20 protein-coding genes are annotated in these 19,621 nt (G+C 70.0%); 15 read left to right on the top strand and 5 right to left on the bottom strand.

Going from position 1 to position 19,621, the window contains the following annotated elements; all coding sequences use genetic code 11:
* Positions 1–650: GntR family transcriptional regulator (locus ACIY1X_RS14060; RefSeq protein ID WP_399681404.1), on the bottom strand; the 650-nt coding region annotated here is incomplete at its 3' end.
* A gap of 303 nt (positions 651–953) precedes the next feature.
* On the opposite strand from ACIY1X_RS14060, the gene ACIY1X_RS14055 reads away from it, so the two are divergent.
* The 12 genes from ACIY1X_RS14055 (at position 954) to ACIY1X_RS14000 (ending at position 13,000) form a co-directional block, all read left to right on the top strand.
* A complete protein-coding gene (locus ACIY1X_RS14055) occupies positions 954–2,276 on the top strand; it encodes a Rieske 2Fe-2S domain-containing protein (protein ID WP_399681402.1) in 1,323 nt (440 codons plus the stop codon).
* 11 nt (positions 2,277–2,287) lie between these two features.
* On the top strand, positions 2,288–3,727 hold the full coding sequence (locus ACIY1X_RS14050) for a glutamine synthetase family protein (protein ID WP_399681399.1): 1,440 nt from the start codon (positions 2,288–2,290) through the stop codon (positions 3,725–3,727).
* Positions 3,728–3,735: 8 nt separating this feature from the next.
* Positions 3,736–4,059: a 2Fe-2S iron-sulfur cluster-binding protein gene (locus ACIY1X_RS14045; protein ID WP_038212030.1), complete on the top strand. Its 324-nt coding sequence runs from the start codon at positions 3,736–3,738 to the stop codon at positions 4,057–4,059.
* Entirely contained in the window at positions 4,059–5,312 is a 1,254-nt protein-coding gene (locus ACIY1X_RS14040; RefSeq protein WP_399681395.1) for an NAD(P)/FAD-dependent oxidoreductase, read from the top strand. The genes ACIY1X_RS14045 and ACIY1X_RS14040 overlap by 1 nt, the downstream gene beginning before the upstream one ends.
* 22 nt (positions 5,313–5,334) lie before the next feature.
* The gene (locus tag ACIY1X_RS14035; RefSeq protein WP_399681393.1) at positions 5,335–6,525 is read left to right on the top strand and encodes an ABC transporter substrate-binding protein; all 1,191 of its coding nucleotides are present in this window, start codon (positions 5,335–5,337) and stop codon (positions 6,523–6,525) included.
* 84 nt (positions 6,526–6,609) lie between these two features.
* Positions 6,610–7,470 carry a branched-chain amino acid ABC transporter permease gene (locus ACIY1X_RS14030; protein WP_399681390.1) on the top strand — a complete coding sequence of 287 codons (861 nt, stop codon included), beginning with the start codon at positions 6,610–6,612 and terminating at the stop codon, positions 7,468–7,470.
* Positions 7,467–8,435, top strand: a complete 969-nt coding sequence (locus tag ACIY1X_RS14025; RefSeq protein WP_399681387.1) for a branched-chain amino acid ABC transporter permease — start codon at positions 7,467–7,469, stop codon at positions 8,433–8,435. Before ACIY1X_RS14030 ends, ACIY1X_RS14025 begins: the two co-directional genes overlap by 4 nt.
* Positions 8,432–9,205, top strand: a complete 774-nt coding sequence (locus tag ACIY1X_RS14020) for an ABC transporter ATP-binding protein (RefSeq protein WP_038212012.1) — start codon at positions 8,432–8,434, stop codon at positions 9,203–9,205. The genes ACIY1X_RS14025 and ACIY1X_RS14020 overlap by 4 nt, the downstream gene beginning before the upstream one ends.
* Positions 9,198–9,908, top strand: a complete 711-nt coding sequence (locus tag ACIY1X_RS14015; RefSeq protein ID WP_038212003.1) for an ABC transporter ATP-binding protein — start codon at positions 9,198–9,200, stop codon at positions 9,906–9,908. The genes ACIY1X_RS14020 and ACIY1X_RS14015 overlap by 8 nt, the downstream gene beginning before the upstream one ends.
* 7 nt (positions 9,909–9,915) lie before the next feature.
* Complete coding sequence (locus tag ACIY1X_RS14010) at positions 9,916–10,635, top strand: type 1 glutamine amidotransferase (protein WP_399681383.1); 720 nt, start codon at positions 9,916–9,918, stop codon at positions 10,633–10,635.
* A 191-nt stretch (positions 10,636–10,826) separates the two neighbouring features.
* On the top strand, positions 10,827–12,515 hold the full coding sequence (locus tag ACIY1X_RS14005) for an amidohydrolase (protein WP_038211999.1): 1,689 nt from the start codon (positions 10,827–10,829) through the stop codon (positions 12,513–12,515).
* Positions 12,516–12,640: 125 nt separating this feature from the next.
* Positions 12,641–13,000 carry a bacteriohemerythrin gene (locus tag ACIY1X_RS14000; protein WP_399681407.1) on the top strand — a complete coding sequence of 120 codons (360 nt, stop codon included), beginning with the start codon at positions 12,641–12,643 and terminating at the stop codon, positions 12,998–13,000.
* A gap of 9 nt (positions 13,001–13,009) precedes the next feature.
* Here ACIY1X_RS14000 and ACIY1X_RS13995 read toward each other — a convergent pair whose 3' ends face one another.
* From ACIY1X_RS13995 to ACIY1X_RS13985, 3 genes are read right to left on the bottom strand one after another with little or no spacing between them, the layout of a single operon-like run.
* Complete coding sequence (locus ACIY1X_RS13995; RefSeq protein WP_399681380.1) at positions 13,010–13,729, bottom strand: nitroreductase; 720 nt, start codon at positions 13,727–13,729, stop codon at positions 13,010–13,012.
* The gene (locus ACIY1X_RS13990; RefSeq protein WP_399681377.1) at positions 13,716–14,288 is read right to left on the bottom strand and encodes a DUF4863 family protein; all 573 of its coding nucleotides are present in this window, start codon (positions 14,286–14,288) and stop codon (positions 13,716–13,718) included. Before ACIY1X_RS13990 ends, ACIY1X_RS13995 begins: the two co-directional genes overlap by 14 nt.
* Before the next feature lie 5 nt (positions 14,289–14,293).
* Positions 14,294–15,280 (bottom strand): tripartite tricarboxylate transporter substrate-binding protein, encoded by a 987-nt coding sequence (locus ACIY1X_RS13985; protein WP_399681374.1) that lies wholly within the window; start codon positions 15,278–15,280, stop codon positions 14,294–14,296.
* A 126-nt stretch (positions 15,281–15,406) separates the two neighbouring features.
* Here ACIY1X_RS13985 and ACIY1X_RS13980 point away from each other — a divergent pair, with 126 nt between their 5' ends.
* The gene (locus tag ACIY1X_RS13980; protein ID WP_399681371.1) at positions 15,407–16,393 is read left to right on the top strand and encodes a LysR substrate-binding domain-containing protein; all 987 of its coding nucleotides are present in this window, start codon (positions 15,407–15,409) and stop codon (positions 16,391–16,393) included.
* Positions 16,394–16,412: 19 nt separating this feature from the next.
* Here ACIY1X_RS13980 and ACIY1X_RS13975 read toward each other — a convergent pair whose 3' ends face one another.
* Positions 16,413–17,321 carry a LysR family transcriptional regulator gene (locus tag ACIY1X_RS13975; RefSeq protein ID WP_399681369.1) on the bottom strand — a complete coding sequence of 303 codons (909 nt, stop codon included), beginning with the start codon at positions 17,319–17,321 and terminating at the stop codon, positions 16,413–16,415.
* A gap of 95 nt (positions 17,322–17,416) precedes the next feature.
* Between ACIY1X_RS13975 and ACIY1X_RS13970 the strand changes: the two genes are divergently transcribed.
* Complete coding sequence (locus tag ACIY1X_RS13970) at positions 17,417–18,397, top strand: Bug family tripartite tricarboxylate transporter substrate binding protein (RefSeq protein ID WP_399681366.1); 981 nt, start codon at positions 17,417–17,419, stop codon at positions 18,395–18,397.
* Positions 18,398–18,407: 10 nt separating this feature from the next.
* The coding region (locus ACIY1X_RS13965; RefSeq protein ID WP_399681364.1) for a DUF3604 domain-containing protein at positions 18,408–19,621 on the top strand (1,214 nt) is incomplete at its 3' end.

Here is a 19,621-nt window from a genome sequence, read left to right as displayed (position 1 = left end):
TTCATGCGCGCGATCTCCACGTGCTCCTCGCCCAGGGCCTGGGCGCGCGAGCCCTGGCCCCGCTCGATCGCCTGCACGATGGCGTGGTGCTGGCGGTGGGCCTGCTGCATCCACTGCTGGCCCTCCTGCATCGACGACTGCATGGGCAGCATGGCGCTCGGCGACGCGAAGGGCTGGCCGATCAGGAGATCCATCATGCGCTGCAGCGATGAATTGCCGCAGCCCTCGAGGATGAGCCGGTGGAAGGTGTCGTTCATCTCCACGTAGGCGGCGTAGTCGTCCAGCTCCATCTGCGGCTTGTAGACCGCCTTGTCGCCGGCCTCCAGGCACTCGTGCAGTTCCCGCAGCAACTGGCGCGGCGCGCCCTCTTCCGCCAGCAGCCGGGCCGCGAAGCCCTCGACGACCCCCCGGACCCGGATCGCGTCGGCGATTTCGCGGGAGGTGAAGCGCCGCATCTGGTAGCCGCCGGCCGGCGAGGGCTCGATCAGCCCCTCGTGCTCCAGGCTGGCCAGCGCCAGCCGCACGGGCGTGCGCGAGGCGCCGAGGGATTCTGCGAGGGGGATCTCCGCCAGCCGCTCCCCAGGGGCGAACTCGCCCTTGAGGATCATGTCCCGCAGTTGCACCAGCACCCGTGATTGTTGAGAGTCCATGAGTTCGATTGCATGCAATCAAGGCCCAGTCATTCTAGCTGCGCCACCAAACTGCATGCGACAGGCCGCCATCTGGCCCGGATCATGCATACAGTCGCCCTCGACGTGAATCGATCTTTCTTCGTTGCACCGAATGAGTGCTGAAAACTCAGCCTCTTCGGCGTCACGGGATTGGTATTAACCCTTGAATCAAGCACTTTCCGGGCGCCAGGGCATTGACCTGAATCACCTTCGATTCAACAATGAATCCCATTGCATGCAACCGCATGCACATCTTGATTTTGCCTTGCAGGAGCACCCCACATGATCAGTGCCGAGAAGAACGACCAGATGACCCGGGTCGGACCCGGAACCCCCGCCGGCAGGCTGCTGCGGCGCTATTGGCAGCCGGTGGCGCTGGCCGAGGAACTCCAGGGACCGCGCCCGCTCAAGCCCGTCAAGCTGATGGGCCAGGACTTCGTGCTGTTCCGCGACGAGGCCGGCCGCCTCGGCCTGCTGGACCGCGACTGCCCCCACCGCGGCGCCGACCTGGCCTACGGCCGGCTGGAAAGCGGCGGCCTGCGCTGCGCCTTCCACGGCTGGCTGTTCGACGCCACCGGCCAGTGCCTGGAAACGCCTGCCGAGCCGGCCGGCAGCAAGCTGTGCACGCGCATCCGGCAGGGCGCGTACCCGGTCGTCGAGAAGAGCGGCGTCGTCTTCGCCTACGTCGGCGAGGGCGAGCCGCCGGCCTTCCCTGAATTCGACTGCTTCGTCGCGCCCGACAGCCACACCTTCGCCTTCAAGGGCCTGTGGGAGTGCAACTGGCTGCAGGCGCTCGAAGTGGGCATCGACCCGGCGCACGCCTCCTTCCTGCACCGCTTCTTCGAGGACGAGGACACTTCCGAAAGCTACGGCAAGCAGTTCCGCGGCGCCTCGGCCGACTCGAAGATGGCGATCACGCAGGTGCTGCGCGAGTACGACTGCCCGGAGATCCGCGTCGCGCCCGCACCCTACGGCATGCAGTTGACGACGCTGCGCAAGCTCTCGGAGGAACAGACGCACGTGCGCGTGACCAACCTCGTCTTCCCGCAGGCCTTCGTCATCCCGATGAGCTCGGAGATGACGATCTCGCAGTGGCACGTGCCGGTGGACGACACGCACTGCTACTGGTATGCCATCTTCACCAGCTTCACCGGTCCGGTGGACAAGCAGCAGATGCGCGAGCAGCGCCTGGCCACGATCGAGCTGCCCGACTACACCTCGCGCAAGAACAAGCGCAACCGCTACGGCTACAGCGTCGAGGAGCAGCTGAGCCAGACCTACACCGGCATGGGCATGGACATCAACGTGCACGACCAGTGGGCCTGCGAGTCGATGGGCCCGATCCAGGACCGCACGCGCGAGCACCTGGGCACCACCGACAAGGGCATCGTCGCCTACCGGCGCATGCTGCAGGAGGCCATCGACAGCACCCTGGCCGGCGACACGGCGCCCATGGTCATCGACGCCTCGCAGGCCGGCGCCCTCACCGGGCCGCCGTCCATCGACGGCGTGGCCGCCGCCACCCAGGCCGACGACTACTGCCGCGAGGCGGACCTGGCCCGCCGGCGCGCCTCCGACTGGGCCTCGGCACGCCTGGCCGCCTGAGCCCGCCCATCATGCAAAGCTTCGTCGAACGCTTCGGCCTCTGGTCGGACGAACAGCACCGGCAGGCCGACGCCGTCGCCGAACGGCTCCAGGCCGGCGAGGTGGACGTGGTCCGCTTCGCCTGGCCCGACCAGCACGGCGTGCTGCGCGGCAAGACCCTGGTGGCCTCGGCCGCGCGCGCCGCGCTGCGCGACGGCGTCAACCTCACCTCCACCCTGCTGGCCAAGGACACCTCGCACCGCTCCGTGTTCCCCGTGTTCTCGGCCGGCGGCGGCTTCGACAGCCCCGGCATGCAGGGCGGCGCGGACTTCACCGTCGTGGCCGACCCGGCGACCTTCCGCGCGCTGCCCTGGACGCCCCGCACCGGCTGGATCCTGTGCGACGCCTACCTGGCGGACGGCAGCCCCTGCCCGTTCGGGACGCGGCAGATCATGCAGCGCGCCGTGGGTGAACTCGACGCGCTGGGGCTGGAGTTCGTGGCGGGCCTGGAGGTCGAGTTCCACGTGTTCCGGCTGGACGACCCCAGCCTGGCGCTGTCGGACGCCGGGCAGCCCGGCGAGCCGCCGCGCGTGTCGCTGCTCACCCAGGGGCACCAGTACCTGACCGAGCTGCGCTACGACCGCGTCGAGCCGCTGATGGAGCTGCTGCGCTCGCACCTGGCCGCGCTCGAGCTGCCCCTGCTGTCGCTGGAGATCGAGTTCGGCCCCAGCCAGTTCGAGCTGGTCTTCGGCCCCACGTCCGGACTCGTGCCGGCCGACACCATGGTGCTGCTGCGCAGCGCCGTCAAGCAGATCTGCCAGCGCCACGGCTACCACGCCACCTTCATGTGCCGGCCGAAGATCCCCAGCGTGATGTCCAGCGGCTGGCACCTGCACCAGTCGCTGCGGCGCAAGGCGGACGGCCGCAACGCCTTCATCCCGGCGCGCGAGGGCGATGCGCTGAGCGAGACCGGCCTGCACTACCTGGCCGGCCTGCAGGCCCACGCCCGCGGCGCCGCGGCGCTGGCCAGCCCGACGATCAACGGCTACCGGCGCTACCGCCCCTTCTCGCTGGCGCCGGACCGCGCCATCTGGGCGCGCGACAACCGCGGCGCCATGCTGCGCGTGCTGGGCGGCGTCGGCCAGAACGCGACGCGCATCGAGAACCGCGTGGGCGAGCCCACGGCCAACCCCTACCTGTACCTGGCCTCGCAGATCTTCTCGGGCCTGGACGGCATGCGCCGCCGGCTCGACCCCGGCCCCTCGGCCGACGTGCCCTACGAGACCGCGGCGGAGCAGCTGCCGCGCTCGCTCTCCGATGCGCTGGCCGCCCTGCGCGCCGACGGCCTGTTGTGCGAGCAGCTCGGCCAGCGCTTCGTCGACTACTACTGCCACATCAAGGAAGCCGAGATCGCGCGCTTCAACCTCGAAGTCAGCGAGTGGGAACACCGCGAGTACTTCGACATGTTCTGAACGACCGCATGCCCACGATCACCTACATCCTCAAGGATGGCAGCGCGCGCAGCATCGACGCCAGGACAGGCGCCAGCGTGATGGAGACCGCCATCCACCACAACGTGCGCGGCATCGACGCCGAATGCGGGGGCAGCTGCTCCTGCGCGACCTGCCACGTCTACGTCGCGGACGACTTCATCGACCGCCTGCCGCCGCCCGACGACATGGAGGACGAGCTGCTGGACGGCGTGGCCTCCGAGCGCCTGCCCGGCAGCCGGCTGAGCTGCCAGCTCACCGTCACGCCCGAGCTCGACGGGCTGACCGTGCGCGTGCCCGAGACCCAGGTCTGATGGCCTCCTCGTCCGCGCCCCTGGTCATCGTCGGCGCTTCCTACGCCGGCGTGCAGCTCGCGGCCGCCGCGCGCGAGCTGGGCTTCGACGCGTCCATCGTGCTGCTCGGCGACGAGCCGCACGCCCCCTACCAGCGTCCGCCGCTGTCCAAGGGACTGCTCGCCGGCAAGACCGGCGTGGACCAGCTCGCGCTGCGCGGCCCGGACTTCTATGCCGGGCAGGGCATCGACCTGCGCCTGGGCGTGCGCGCCACGGCGCTCGACCTGGCGGCGCAGCGCGTGCGGCTGGCTGACGGCAGCCAGCTCGGCTACGGCTGGCTCGTCCTGGCCACGGGCGCACGCTGCCGCCCCCTGCCGGTGCCCGGCGCCGACCTGCAGGGCGTGCACCAGTTGCGCACGCTGGACGACGCGCTGGCCGTGCAGCAGGCGCTGGGCCGCTGCACGCGCGCCTGCGTGATCGGCGGCGGCTTCATCGGCCTGGAGGTCGCGGCCGCGCTGACCACCGCCGGCGCCCAGGTCACGGTGGTCGAGAGCCAGGCGCGCCTGCTCGCGCGCAGCTTCCCGGCGTCCATGTCCGACTACGTGGCCGCGGCACACCGTCGGCGCGGCATTGCGCTGGAGCTGGGCCGCGGCGTGCATTCGCTGCTGGGCAGCCAGGGCCGGGTCGAGGCGGTGCTGCTGGACGATGGCCGCCGGCTCGACTGCGACCTGGTCGTGCTCGGCATCGGCGTGCTGCCGAACGTGGAGCTGGCCCGGGAGGCCGGCATCGAATGCGCCGGCGGCATCCTGGTCGATGCGCTGGGCCGCACCGGCGCGCCGAACGTGCTGGCCGCGGGCGACGTCGCCAACATGGCGCAGCCGCCGTTTCCGGGCTGCCCCGCGCGCATGCGGCTCGAGTCCATCCAGGCGGCCAACGACGGTGCGCGCGCAGCGGCCTCGGTGCTGGTCGGCAGGCCGCAGCCGCTCGGCGCCGTGCCGTGGTTCTGGAGCGAGCAGCACGACCTGAAGTTCCAGATGGCCGGCCTGCCCGCGGCGGACGACGCCGTCGTGCTGCGCGGCGACATGGACTCGGACCGCTTCACGCTGTTCTACCTGCGCGACGGCGCCGTGGCCGCCGCGCACTCGGTCAACCGGCCGGCCGAGCACATGCTGGCACGCAAATTGATCGCGCAGCGCGCACACATCCCCCCCGAGGCGCTGGCCGATCCGGCCGCCGACCTCAAGCCGTATTCCATCCCCCGGCCTGCGGGCTGACCCTTCCCCACGGAGCACCATGATGAAGATGACCAAACGCACCCTCCTGGCCTCTGCAGCCGCCGCCGCGCTGGCCTGCATCGCCACGGCCGCGCAGGCCCAGGACGCGCTGAAGATCGGCCTGATCGCCACCTACTCCGGCCCCTACGCCGACTATGGCCGCCAGTTCGACGCGGGCGTGGCGCTGTACCTCAAGGAGCACGGCGGCAAGATCGCCGGCCGCAGCGTGGAGATCGTGAAGAAGGACACCGGCGGCCCCGCGCCCGACGCGTCCAAGCGCATGGCGCAGGAGTTGATCGTGCGCGACAAGGTGCAGATCCTGACCGGCCTGGACTTCAGCCCGAACGCCTACGCCGTCGGCGCCGTCGCCACGCAGGCCAAGGTGCCCACGATCGTGATGAACGCGGCCTCCTCGGCGATCACCACCAGCTCGCCCTACATCGCGCGCCTGTCTTTCACGGTGCAGCAGGTGACCGACCCGATGGCGCGCTGGATGCTCAGGCAGGGCATCAAGGAGGCCTACACCGTCGTGGCGGACTACGCCTCGGGCCAGGACGCGGAATCGGCCTTCAAGAAGGCCTTCGCCGAAGGCGGCGGCAAGGTGGTCGGCGAGGTGCGCACGCCGATGAACAACCCCGACTTCTCCGCCTACGTCCAGCGCATCAAGGACAGCAAGCCGCAGGCGGTGTTCTTCTTCTTCCCCTCCGGCGTGATGCCCCCGGCCTTCCTCAAGGTCTGGAAGGAGCGCGGCATGGAAGAGGCCGGGATCAAGCTGTTCGCCACCGGCGAGGCCACGGACGACAGCTTCCTGGAAGCGACCGGCGACGTCGCGCTCGGCCTGGTCACCAGCCACCACTACTCCTACGCACATCCCAGCGCCAAGAACCAGAAGTTCGTGAAGGACTTCGAGGCGCAGTACGGCAAGTCCATCCGCCCGAACTACTTCGCGGTGACCGCCTACGACGCCATGGCGGCGATCGACCAGGCGCTGGCCAGGACGCAGGGCGACGCGAGCGGCGACAAGCTCATGGCGGCGCTCAAGGGCATGGCGTTCGAGAGCCCGCGCGGCCCGATCGAGATCGATGCCGCCACGCGCGACATCGTGCAGACGGTCTACATCCGCAAGGTCGAGAAAAACCGGGACGGCCAGCTCGTCAACGTGGAGTTCGACAAGTTCGACCGCGTCAAGGACCCGGCCAAGGAAGCCAAGTAAGCCACCCCTTTCGCGCCCGCTGGGGCGCGGCCCTCGGCACGCGGCGTTCGCCCTGAACGCCGTGCGCTTCGCATCGGGAATCCCATGGGTATCGTGATCTTCGACGGGGTGGCCTACGGCATGCTCCTGTTCCTCATCGGCGTCGGCCTGTCCATCACGATGGGCCTCATGAACTTCGTCAACCTCGCGCACGGCACGTTCGCGATGGTCGGCGGGTACGCCGCCAGCGTGCTCATGAGCCGCGCCGGCCTGGGCTTCTTTCCCGCGCTGGCAGCGGCCTTCGTGGCGGCGGCGCTGGTCGGCGCGGTGCTGGAGTTCCTGTTCTACCGGCGGCTGTACCGCGCGCACCCGCTGGACCAGGTGCTGCTGTCCATCGGCATCGTGTTCGTCTCCATCGCGGCCTTCACCTGGGCCTTCGGGCCGAGCATGCAGCCCTTCACCCTGCCCGCGGTGCTGCAGGGCCAGGTCTCGCTGGCCGGGCTGCAGGTCGGCCGCTACCGCCTGTTCATGATCGTGGCCGGCGCGCTGGTGCTCGCCGCCCTGCTGCTCGCGCTGGGCAAGACCCGCTACGGCGCGATGGTGCGCGCCGCCGTGGACAACCAGCGCGTGGCCGGCGGCACGGGCATCCACGTGCAGCGCCTGTTCTTCCTGACCTTCACGCTGGGCTGCGGCCTGGCGGGGCTGGGCGGCGCGCTGAGCCTGGGCATGCTGGGCCTGGAGCCGAGCTTTCCGCTGAAGTACCTGGTGTACTTCCTGATCGTGGTGTGCGTGGGCGGCGCCGGCACCATCACCGGCCCGTTCGTCGCGGCGCTGCTGGTGGGCATCGTCGACGTGGCCGGCAAGTACTACCTGCCCGAGGCCGGCGCCTTCCTCATCTACGTCTTCATGATCGCCATGCTGCTGCTGCGGCCCCACGGCATCGTGCCCCGGAAGGGACTCTCATGACCAAGACCCTGCTGCTCTCGCCGCAACGGCTGCGCGTTGCCGAAGTCCTGTTCTGGACCGCGCTGGCCGGCAGCTTCTTCCTGCTGCCCGACCACCTCACGCTGATGAGCCAGGTGCTGATTTTCGGGCTGTTCGCCGTCTCGCTGGACATGGCGCTGGGCTACGCGGGCATCCTGACCGTGGGCCACGCCGCCTTCTTCGGCGCCGGCGCGTACACCGCCGGCTTGCTGGCCCGGCACGGCTGGGGCGAGCCCTTCAGCGGCCTGCTGGCCGCCCTGCTGCTGTGCGCCGCGCTGGGCTACGCGCTGAGCTACCTGGTGGTGCGCGGCAGCGACCTGGCCCGGCTGATGATCACCATCGGCGTGTGCGTGCTGCTGGCCGAGCTGGTCAACCGCCTGTCGGGCGTCACCGGCGGCACCGACGGCCTGCAAGGCATGCAGGTGTGGCCGGTGCTGGGTCTGTTCGAGTTCGACCTGTTCGGCAGGACCGCCTTCGGCTACGCCTTCGTCGTGGTGCTGGCGATGTTCCTGCTGGTGCGGCTGGTGCTGCGCTCGCCCTTCGGCCTGGCGCTGCGCGGCATCCACGACAGCCGCAAGCGCATGCTGGCCGTCGGCTCGCCGGTGGACGCGCGCCTGCGCATGGCCTATGCCTTCTCGGCCGCGGTGGCTGGCGTGGCCGGCGCGCTGCTGGCCCAGACCACGCAGTTCGTCGGCATCGAGTCGATCGGCTTCAACCGCTCGGCCGAAGTGCTGATCATCCTGGTGCTCGGCGGCACGGGCCGCCTGTACGGCGGCATGGTCGGCGCCATCGTCTACATGCTGGTGCACGACTGGTTCGCCGACATGAACCCGCAGTACTGGATGTTCTGGCTGGGCATCTTCCTCATCGCGGCGGTGATGCTGGGCCGCGGCGGCATCATGGGCGTGCTGTCGCGGCGCGTGCGCGTGCAGGAGTCCGGCCGATGAGCGCGCTGCAGACCCGGGGGCTGGGCATCCGCTTCGGCGCCTTCGACGCGGTGGCCGACGTGGATCTCACGCTCGAACCCGGTGCGCGCCAGGCGCTGATCGGGCCGAACGGCGCGGGCAAGACCACCCTGATCAACCTGCTCACGGGCGTGTACCGCCCCAGCAGCGGCATGGTGCGCATGGGCGACCAGGACATCACGGCGCTGAGCTGCGACCAGCGCGCGCGCATGGGCCTGGTGCGCACCTTCCAGATCAACACGCTCTTCCCGAGCCTGACGCCGCTGCTGTCGGTGGTGCTGGCCATCGGCGAGCGCGAGGGCCTGGGCGCCACCTGGTGGCGGCCGCTCAGGCGCTGCACGGGCCTGTTCGACGAGGCGCACGCGCTGCTGGCGCGGCTGCGCCTGGACGCGGTGGCCCACGTGCCGGTGGCCGAGCTGGCCTACGGCAAGCAGCGGCTGCTGGAGATCGCGCTCGCGCTGGCCGCGCGGCCCCGCATCCTGCTGCTGGACGAACCCGCCGCCGGCGTGCCCGAGGACGAGAGCGGCGAGCTCTTCGAGGTCATCGCCGAGCTGCCCGCCGACATCAGCGTTCTTTTCATCGAGCACGACATGAACCTGGTCTTCCGCTTCTCCCGCCGCATCTCGGTGCTGGTGTCCGGCCGCATCCTGACGGAAGGCACGCCGGCCGAGATCGGCAGCGACCCGCGCGTGCGCGAGGTCTATCTCGGCAGCAGCCACGTGGCGACGCACGCGGGAGCGGCGCATGGCTGAGCTGCTCGTGCTCGACCGGATCGTCGCCGGCTACGGCAACGCGGTGGTGCTGGACCGCCTGGGCTTCTCGCTCGCGCAGGGGCAGAGCCTGGCCATCCTCGGGCGCAACGGCGTCGGCAAGACCACGGTGCTGGAAACGCTGATGGGCAACACCCGCGTGATGAGCGGCGCGATCCGCTGGCGCGGGCAGGACATCACCCGCTGGCCCGCGCACCGGCGCGTGCGCGCGGGGCTGGGCTGGGTGCCGCAGGAGCGCGAGGTGTTTCCCTCCCTCACGGTGGAGGAGAACCTGAGCGTCGTGGCGCGGCCGGGGCCGTGGACCCTCGACCGGGTCTACGGCTTCTTCCCGCGCCTGCGCGAGCGCCGCGCCAACTACGGCAACCAGCTCTCCGGCGGCGAGCAGCAGATGCTGGCCATCGGCCGCGCGCTGATGACCAACCCCGTGCTGCTGCTGCTGGACGAGCCGATGGAAGGCCTGGCGCCGATCGTCGTCGAGGAGCTGGCCCGCTCGATCCGCCGCCTGTGCGAGAGCGAGGGGTTGCCCTCCATCGTCGTCGAGCAGCACCCGGTGCTGGCGCTGGAGATGACCCACCAGGCGATCGTGCTGGAGCGCGGCACCGTCGTGCACGCCGGCCCCAGCGCGGCGCTGGCCGCCGATGCCGCCCTGCTCGATCGCCTGCTGGGCGTGGGCATGCCGTCCTGAGGAAGCCATGAAGCCGATTGCAGTTTTCCAGCACACGGAGGTCGGGGCGCCCGGCAGCGTGGTCCCCATCCTGCAGGCGCTGGGCCGCGAGGTGCGGTGCATCCGGATCGTCGACGGGGAGCCCGTGCCCGAGGACGCGTCGGCGTTCTCCGGCCTGGTGTTCATGGGCGGCTACATGGGCGTCCATGACGACCTGCCCTGGATCGCGCAGGAGCTGGCGCTGATCCGTGATGCCGCGGCCTGCGGCCTGCCGCTGGCGGGCCACTGCCTCGGCAGCCAGATGCTCGCGCAGGCCCTGGGCGGCAGCGTCGCGCGCCACCCCCTTCCCGAGATCGGCTGGCAGCCGCTGCAGACGGAAGACCACCCCGTGGCGCGGGACTGGTGGGGCGAATTCGCGGGTACCGAGGTACAGACCTTCCAGTGGCACGCCGATGCCTTCCAGCCCCCGGCCGAAGCGGTGCGCATCGCGCGAAGCCGGCATTGCGAGAGCCAGGCCTACGTGCTGCACGACCGCCACCTGCTGCTGCAGTCCCATCTGGAGATGACACCGGCCCTGGTCGAGGTCTCGATGGCGCGCAACGGCCACCAGCTCGTGCGCCAGCACGCCCAGGGCAACCCGGCCGTCAGCGATCCCGGCGATCTGCTGAACGACCTGGAGGCACGCACGTCGCGGATGCGGTCGGTGCTGGCGCGGCTCTATGCCCGCTGGGTGCAGGGCTGCGCGTAGCGCCGGCAGCGAAGAACGGATCACAACCAAGCATCGGCCCGGGCGGGCCGCCTCAGGGCAGGACAACCACCACACAAAGGAGCCAATCGGCCATGTCTCAATCCACCCATCGCCTGACCCACCGGTCACCACGCGCAGGACGCCGTCTTCCTTCCCGCACCCTGGCTGCGGCGCTTGCCGCCACCGCAGGGATGATCCTTGCCGGGTGCGCGCACAACGCGGCGTCCGACCCGGACGTCGCGTACGTCAACGGCAAGATCATCACGGCCGACAAGGACTTCTCCGTCGCGCAGGCCGTGGCCGTCAGGAACGGCGAGTTCGTCGCCGTCGGCAGCAGCGATGCGATCCGCCAGCTCGCCACCCCGCGCACGAAGGTCGTGGACCTGCAGGGCCGGACCGTGGTACCGGGCCTGATGGACGCCCACACCCACATGGACGGCGCCGGCACGGTGGAAACCACGGCGCAGGTGATCAAGGCGAGAACGGTGGCCGAGGCGCAGTCGATCATCGGCGACTTCATCCGCGCGAAGAACGTTCCGCCCGGCCAATGGGTGCAGACGAGCCGCTGGCACCCGCCTTCGCAACTGAAGGAGCAGCGCTACCTGACGCGCCAGGAGCTCGACGCGGTGGCGCCCGACCACCCCGTCTACGTGCAGACCGTCGGCCACTTCGCCATGGCCAACAGCAAGGCGTTGCAGCTTGCCGGGATCACCAAGACGACCAAGGACCCCGTCGGCGGGAAGATCTGGCGGGATGCCAATGGGGACGCCACGGGCGTGCTGGAGGAAACTGCGATCGATCTGGTCACCGACAAGATCCCCGCGCCGACCTTCGAGCAGCGCGTGGCCCAGAACATCGCCGGGCAGCGCGTCTACAACCGCTCGGGCATCACGAGCACCGTGGTCGCCGGACTGAACGAAGACCAGATCAAGGCCTACTTCACGGTCGCCGAGCGCGGGCAATCCACGGTTCGATCCGGTCTCTTCTGGCGTTTCCCTGTCGGGAGTGCCCAGGAATTCGAAGCCAGGCTCAAGGCCGCCCGGTTCAAGGACGGAGAAGGCAACGACTGGGCCCGGCTGGCCGGCATCAAGCTGGTCTCGGACGGCGGCATGACGCTCAAGTCCGCCTACATCCGCAGCAGCTACGCCAACGAGCCCCAGAACCACGGCATGGTGGCCGTCGATCCGGCGACCTACCAGCGCGTCGTGCGGCTGGCCAACCAGTACGGCTGGCGCGTCCACACCCACGCGGTCGGCGACGCCGCCGTCGACCTGACGCTGAAGGCCTATGCCGCCGCCGACGCGGACCGGTCCATCCGGGGGCGCCGCTTCAGCGTGGTGCACGGCAGCCTGATCGCGCCCGACCAGATCGACCAGGCCAAGGCGCTGGACGTGCGCGTCGACGCCCAGAACGCCTTCATGTGGGACAAGGCGGGGACGGTGGAACGCTACATGGGGCGGCTGCTCGCCAACCGGGCCGTCCCCACGCGGCGGCTGCTCGACGTGCTGGGCATGGAGCGCACGTCCGCCGGGACGGACAACGAGGTCAACCTGCTCAACCCCTTCGTCGGCATGTACCTCATGGTGACGCGCAAGGACCCGCGCGGTGTCGTCTACGGCGCCGACCAGAAGGTGTCCAGGGAGGAAGCCCTGCGGCTGTACACCAACGCCGGCCCCTACCTGACCTTCGAGGAGGACAGGAAGGGCGCCATCGCCGTCGGCCGGCTCGCCGACATGGTCGTGCTCTCGGCCGACTACCTCACCGTGCCCGACGAGCAGATCAAGGACATCGTGGCGCTGCAGACCATCGTCGGCGGCAAGGTGGTCTATGAAGCAGCCGGACGCACGGCGGCCGCCTCGAACCGCCGCCAGCCGCTCTAGGTTGCGACAATCCGGCCATGACCGACCTCAGGCACGCCCCCGATGCGCCACCCGCCGCGGACCGCCCGGCGGAGTTGGGCTTTGCGCCGATGGACCGGATCCATGCCGAGTTCGAGCAGCTCCTGATGCGCCGGCCCGCGGGCAGCGACGACGAGTGGCTGCCCCTGCTGTCGGAGATCGATGCGCACCTGCGCAGCCACTTCGAGGCGGAAGACCGCTGGATGACCGAGACGGCCTTCCCGCCGCGCGACTGCCACATGGAGGAGCATGCCGCCGTGCTCCGGTCCTCGCAGGAGGTGCTCGACCTGGCGCGGCAGGGCCGCTTCGATGCGGCGCCTTCCTTCGTCGACGCCCTGGCACGCTGGTTTCCCGGCCACGCGGACTACCTCGATTCGGCCCTGGCGGCCTGGCTGTGCAAGCAGCGCTTCGGCGGCAAGCCGATCGTCGTGCATCGGCCGGAACGCCGCGAGGCGCCGCGGCCGTGAGCGGCCCGCTCAGGCTTCGACGCGGCCCGCCTCGTCGAAGCCGACCAGGCGGGTGAACGCCTCCACCGGCTGCCGGGGCATGTCCATGCGGTTCACCGGCGCATGCGCGTCGCCGAAGCCCATGGCCATGCCGCAGGCCGTCACCTCCTCCGGCGACATCCCCAGGAACGGCGCGATGACCGGATGGAAGCGCGCGAAGGACACCTGCGGGCAGGTGTCGATGCCGCGCGCCTTGGCCGCGATCATCACGCTCTGCACGAACAGGCCCAGATCGAGCCAGCTATGGCGGCCCAGGCGCGCGTCGATGGAGAAGATCAGGCCGACCGGCGCGCCGAAGAAATCGAAGTTGCGCTGCGTCTGGCGCGCACGCGCCCCGGCGTCTTCGCGGCCGATGCCCAGCGCGCCGTAGTAGCGCTGCGCGAACTCCGCCTGGCGGCGGCCCAGCGCTTCCGGCAGGGGATCGGGAAAGTGCCTGGACGGCGGCAGCTCCGCCTTGCGGAACGCCTCCACCAGCAGGCCGCCCAGCGTCTTCATCGGCGTGCCGGTCAGCACGTGGACGCGCCAGGGTTGCGTGTTGGAATTGCTCGGCGCCGCAGCCGCCGCCCGCAGGACGTCGAGCACCTGCGCCCGCGAGAGCGGCCGGCCGGTATAGGCCCGCACCGACCTGCGGGCTTTCAGGACATGGTCGACGTCTTCCCGGCGACCCGGCGGCAGTTCACGCGGCGCCATGTTCCGCAACCTCTTCCTGCGGCGCCGGGTGGTAGGCGATGCGGCCGGCCGGGAGGAAGAACAGCGCGATCACCGCGCCGCCCCTCGCCTCGGGATAGTGGTGGCTTCCGGGCGCCGGCGCCGTCCACCCGGCGTGGCACCACCCGTGGGGCCCGTTGAGCGCCGCATCGGGGCCCAGGGGCACCACCATGTTGAACTCGCCGTACGGGTGCGCGTGGTACTGGCCGCGATAGCGTCCATCCGGGTGGCCCTGGCGGTTGCCCGTGCTGTCCATGTAGACCGCCGTGATGCTGAAGTGATGCGTGCGCTCCGACGGATCCGCGATGCGGCTGCGGCGATAGACCGGCCCGTCCAGTTCGACGTTCGCGGCCCAGCCGTCCTGCACGCCCTGGGTCACCAGGCGCGCGAGCGCCCGGTACAGCCCGGAATCGGGGCCGTACTCCCGGTTCAGCCAGCGCTCCGTGCCGGTGCCGGCGGTCATGTCCTTCACTTCGTCGAGGAAGGCAATGCTGCGCTCGATCAGCGCTTCTCGATCCTGGTTGATGGGTTCGGTGTTCATCGTGGTTACTCCTCGGAACGGAAGCCGGATGCGCGCACGACCGGCCCCCAGGCGTCGCGCTCCTTGAGGATCGAACCGGCGTATTCCTGCGGCGGCAGTGTCATGGGCTCCAGGCCCACCTGGGCAAAGGAAGCGCGCAGCGCGGCGTCCTTGCTGGCCTCGACCATCGACTCGTACAGGCCCCTGACGATGGCCTCGGGCGTCGCGGGCGGGGCGAAGATGCCGTAGGTCTCGCCTCCGCGGATACCCGCGAATCCCTGCTCGATGAAGGTGGGGACATCCTTCATGAAGGCGGAGCGGCGCTCGCCGGCGACGCCGAGGATCCTGATCCGGCCCTGCTGCATGTACGGCAGGAAGTCGGCCACGAACCCGAAGTAGGCGGGAATCTGTCCGCCGATGAGGTCCTGCATGGCCGGCGCCGAGCCGCGGTAGCCGACGTGCTGCAGCTTCAGGCCGGCCGCCTCCGAGAGCTGATAGCCCAGGAAGTGGGCCATCGACCCCGCCGCGGGCGACGCATAGGTGCCTTGCTCCGGCGCCCGCCGGATCCATGCCACGTAGTCCTGCAGCGTCCGCACGGATGCCGGCGCGGCGCTGCTGACCGCGAACGCGCAGGTGGCCGCCACCAGCGGCGAGACGGGCACCAGATCGGTCGCGGGGTCGTACATCAGCCGGCTGTAGACGTGCGGATAGATCGTCAGCGCCGAGGCATGCGTGCACAGCAGCGCGCTGCCGTCCGGCCGCTCGCGCTTGAGCTGGCTGTTCGCGACACGCCCGGCCGCACCGGCCCGGTTGTCGACGATGTAGGGCCGCCCCTGCTTGCGCCAGGCTTCGGCGAGCTGCCGTGCGGTCGTGTCGAGCGTGCCGCCCGCGGGATAGCCCACGAGGATCCTGCCCGTGGCTGCACCGGCCTGTGCCACGGCCGGTCCCAGCCGGGCGACGATGGGCGATGCGGCAAGGAAGCGCACCAGCGAACGACGGGAAAGAGGATTCATGGCGGGCCTCGATGGGTGGAGGAGGAACATGGAACGGACGCCATGATGGAGTCCGCAAGAGTTGAATGGAACTGATGACTTTGCAATAGCAAAATGCACCGGATTCAACTCATTCGGAGGCCCGCGATGAGCATCGGCCGCATGGATCTCAACCTGCTGAAGGTCTTTGACGCCGTCTACGAAGACCGCAACCTGGTGCTGGCCGGGCGCCGGCTGAACCTGAGCCAGTCCGCGGTCAGCCACGCGCTGGCGCGCCTCAGGGAACTGGTCGGCGACGACCTGTTCCTGCGCACGGGCAAGGGCATGGCCCCCACCGGCCGGGCCATGGAGATGGCGCCCGTGCTCAGGGATGCGCTCCGGCGCGTCGAGGCGACCCTGGGCGTGGAGCGCTTCGTTCCGGAGCAGTCGACGCGCCGCTTCGTCATCGCGGCGAACGACCATGTCACGGCGGTCATCGTCGCCCCGCTCTCGCGCGACCTGCAGCGGGCCGCGCCCGGCGTGGACCTCGTGATCCGCCCGTCCACGCGGCTGGACCTGGCCGAGCAGATCGACCTGGGCCGCATCGACCTCGCCATCGGCATCTTCTCCCAGGTGCCTGCCCGGATGAATGCGCGCACGCTGATGACCCAGGGCGAAGCCATCCTGATGCGCAAGGGGCATCCCGCGGCGCGCCGGGCGCTGAGCCTGCGCGACATCGCCAGGTACCCCCTGGTGACGATCTCGGTGGGCGGCCAGGAGGAAGGCGCCGTGGACGGGTTCATCCTGGAGCGCGGCCTTGCGCGCCAGTCCGAGATGTTCGACCGCCACGCACTGCAGGAAGCGCTGGCGGACATGGGCCAGGCGCCCCGCCTGCGCATCACGGTGCCGCATTCCCTGGCCATCCCCGCGCTCCTGCAGGAGAGCGACATGCTGTCGATCGTCCCGATGTCGCTCGCCAGGGCGCTCAGGCGCAGCGCGGACCTGTTGCTGCGGCGCCCGCCCTATCCGTCCGTCACGGTGCCGACGCGTGCGGTCTGGCACCGGCGCAACGACCATGACGCCGCGCACATCTGGCTGCGCGACATGGCATTCGATGTCGCCAGAAGCGTCTCCGACGCCTACGAGCGGGACTGAATCCTCGAAGGAGCAAGGCTCACCGGATGGCCAGATCGACGGCCCGCCTCCATTGCGACAGCGCCGCCGGGTCGACCGCCGACCGCTTGCGCACGACCCAGTAGATCGACCAGCGCGTGCCCGGTGACACCAGGGGGCTGACCGTGTAGACGGAGCGATCGAGGTATTCGCACGCGTAGCGCGGCAGCACGGCAGCGCCCATGCCTTCCCTGACGAGCGAGAGCGCGGTCGAGTACAGCTGCACCTCGTGGCCGACGCTCAACTGGTGGTCGCGCGCGCATTGCTCCAGCAGCAGCGAGCGCCACTGCCCGCCGTTGCGCCCGACGAGGATGAGGTCCGTTCCCTCCAGCGCCTTCCAGCGGATCCCTCTGGCAGACGCCCGCATCCTGCCCGCGAGCGGATGCTCGGCCGAACACACCGCGCACAGCGTGTCGCTGAGCAGGAGCTCGGACTTGAACTCCCCCGACAGCTTCGGCGACGCATCCGTCGATCCGATCACGACGTCGGCCTCGCCCGAGGCCAGGAGATCGGTGAGGAGCGTCACGGGCCGGTCGATGAGTTCGATGCGCACGAGCGACGCCTCTTCGCGCAGCCGCCGCAGCGCGCCGGGAATGAAGGTCGCCGCAGAAAGCGACCCCGCGCCCACGCGGATGACGGGCGGGGCCGCATGCCTGCCCGCCCTCACCTCCTCGACCGCACGGGCCACTTCCCGCTGCGCCCGCTGGCCGGCACGCTGAAGGTGCTCGCCCGCCTCGGTCAAGCGCACAGCGCGGCCGCGCACCACCAGCCTGGTCCCGAGTTCAGCTTCGAGCTCCCGCACCAGGATGCTGATCGCCGACTGGGTGACGAACATCCGCTCGGCGGTGCGGGTGAAGCTGGCGGTCTGGCCGATGAGTTCGAGCGCTTGAAGCTGTCGCAGGGTTGGCATAAGCAGAACTCATTCGTGGATTCCTACTTTTAATTTTACTTATTCATGCGCCGGTCACACCATATCCGGACATCACAACCCGAGCGAGTCCACGCATGAAACGCATGTCCCGAAGAGACGTCCTCCTCGCAGGCGCCGCCGCACTTCCCTGGGGCGCCCTGGCCGCCGCGCAGGAGGACTATCCGGCGAAGCCCATCCGCATCGTCGTCGGCTTTCCCGCGGGCGGCGCGCTCGACGTGGCGACCCGGGCCCTGGTGCAGTCGCTGTCGCAGGGCGCGCTGCAGACGCTCGTCGTCGACAACAAGGCCGGCGCCGCCGGGACCATCGCCCTGGCCGAGGTGGCGCGTTCCGCACCCGATGGCTACACGCTCGGCCTGGGCACCACGTCCAACCTCGTCATCGCTTCCTTCCTCTATCCCAGGCTGCCCTACAGCGCCGATGCCGATCTGGTGCCGCTGGGGGAATTCGCGCAGGGGCAGAGCCTGATCTATGCCAGCCGCGCCTCCGGCATCACGAACCTGCGGCAGGCCATCGATGCCATGCGCAGGGAGCCGGGGAAGCTCTCCTACGCGTCGCCGGGACCGGGCACCACCGCGCACCTCTCGTTCGAGATGTTCAAGGCGCGCGACAAGCTGTTCGTCGTGCATGTGCCCTACCGCGGCACACCCCAGGCCATGAATGCGGTGGCGGGCGGCGAGGTCGAACTCGGCGTGGACGCGATCGGACCGCTGCTGCCCCTCATCCAGGCCGGCCGCGTCGTTCCGCTGGCGCAGAGCGGCGAGCAGCGGTCCGACTTTCTGCGCGACGTTCCCACGCTGGGAGAGCTCGGCTTCCCCGACATCGTCGGCGCGAACAGCCTGAGTCTCGTGGCGCCCGCGGCATTGCCCGGTCCCGTGCGCGGGCTGATCGCGTCCGAAGTGGAGAAGGCCGTCGGGCGGCCGGACTTTCGCGACCGGATGCACAGGCTCGGCCTGTGGGCCGGGTTCCGCAGCGGCACCGCGGTCAGTGCGGGCATGAAGGTCCAGCAGGACTTCTGGGGACGCGCCGTCCGGTACTCCGGCGCGAAGAACGACTGAGACACAGGCCATGATCTATTTCGGCGACATCCACAACCACAATGCGCACGGCTACGGCAAAGGCAGCATCGAACGCAGCATCGAGATCGCCCGCGAGCACCTGGACTTCTTCGCTTTCACGGGCCATTCGAGCTGGCACGACCTCACCGCGCTCGAGAACGGCCGCGAGCGGCACTTCATCGACGGGTTCCGGCGGCTGAAGGAAACCTGGCCCCGCGTGCAGGAACGCATCGCCCAGGCCAACGAGCCCGGCCGCTTCGCATCCTTCCTCGGCTTCGAGTGGCACTCGAACATGTACGGCGACCAGTGCGTGATCTTTCCCGGAGACCATCGCCCCATCAAGTACACCTCGAGCCTGCAGGCGCTGCGCGAGTTCTGCCTCTCGGAAGGCGCGCTCATGATCCCCCACCACCTGGGGTACCCCCGCGGCCGCCGCGGCGTCAACTGGGATGTCTTCCATCCCGCCTGCACGCCGGTGGTCGAGATCTTCTCGTTCCACGGCCTGTCCGAACACGATCGCGGGCCTCATCCGATGGTGCGCGGATCGCCGGGGGGGCGGCAGACCCAGAACACCGTGCGCGCCGCGCTGGACGCGGGCCTGCGATTCGGATTCGTCGCGTCCACCGACGACCATGCCGGCTTTCCGGGTGCCTGGGGCGAAGGGCTTCTGGCCGTGCACGCGCCGGCGCTGTCGCGCGACGATGTGATGGACGCGCTGCGCGCGCGGCGCACCTATGCCCTCACCGGCGACCGCATCCGGCTGGATTGCACGCTCGACGGCGCACCCATGGGATCGACGGTTCCCGGGAAGGAGGAATACCGGTTCCAGGCGGACATCGAGGCGGCCGACGAGATCGACCTGGTCGAACTGGTGGTCGACGGCGAGGTCGTCGAGCGCTTCTGGCCGCGCAAGCCGTCCGACGCCGCCGCGTTCGATGACGGAGAAGCCGTGCTGGTGCGCTACGAATGGGGCTGGGGACCGTGGGGCGAACTCGGGCTCGACCGCGTCACCGACTGGCAGCAGCACATCGGCATCCACGGAGGGAGGCTGCTGCGCGTCGACAAGTGCCTGGGCGGCGGGCCCTTCGACGAAGACCGGAGGCATCGCATCACCCGCGAGGACGACGGCGTCGGCATCCAGTCCCATACCTCCCGACGCAGCGCCTTTGCCGACGTGGCGACGCATGCCGTCGTCATGCAGATCGAGGGGAACGCCGCCACCGA

Source organism: Xenophilus sp., assembly GCF_044462705.1.
GTDB classification, from domain to species: Bacteria; Pseudomonadota; Gammaproteobacteria; order Burkholderiales; family Burkholderiaceae_C; genus Xenophilus; species Xenophilus azovorans.
The sequence above is the reverse complement of the archived record's forward strand: the minus strand, read 5'-3'. Positions and strand labels throughout refer to the sequence as shown.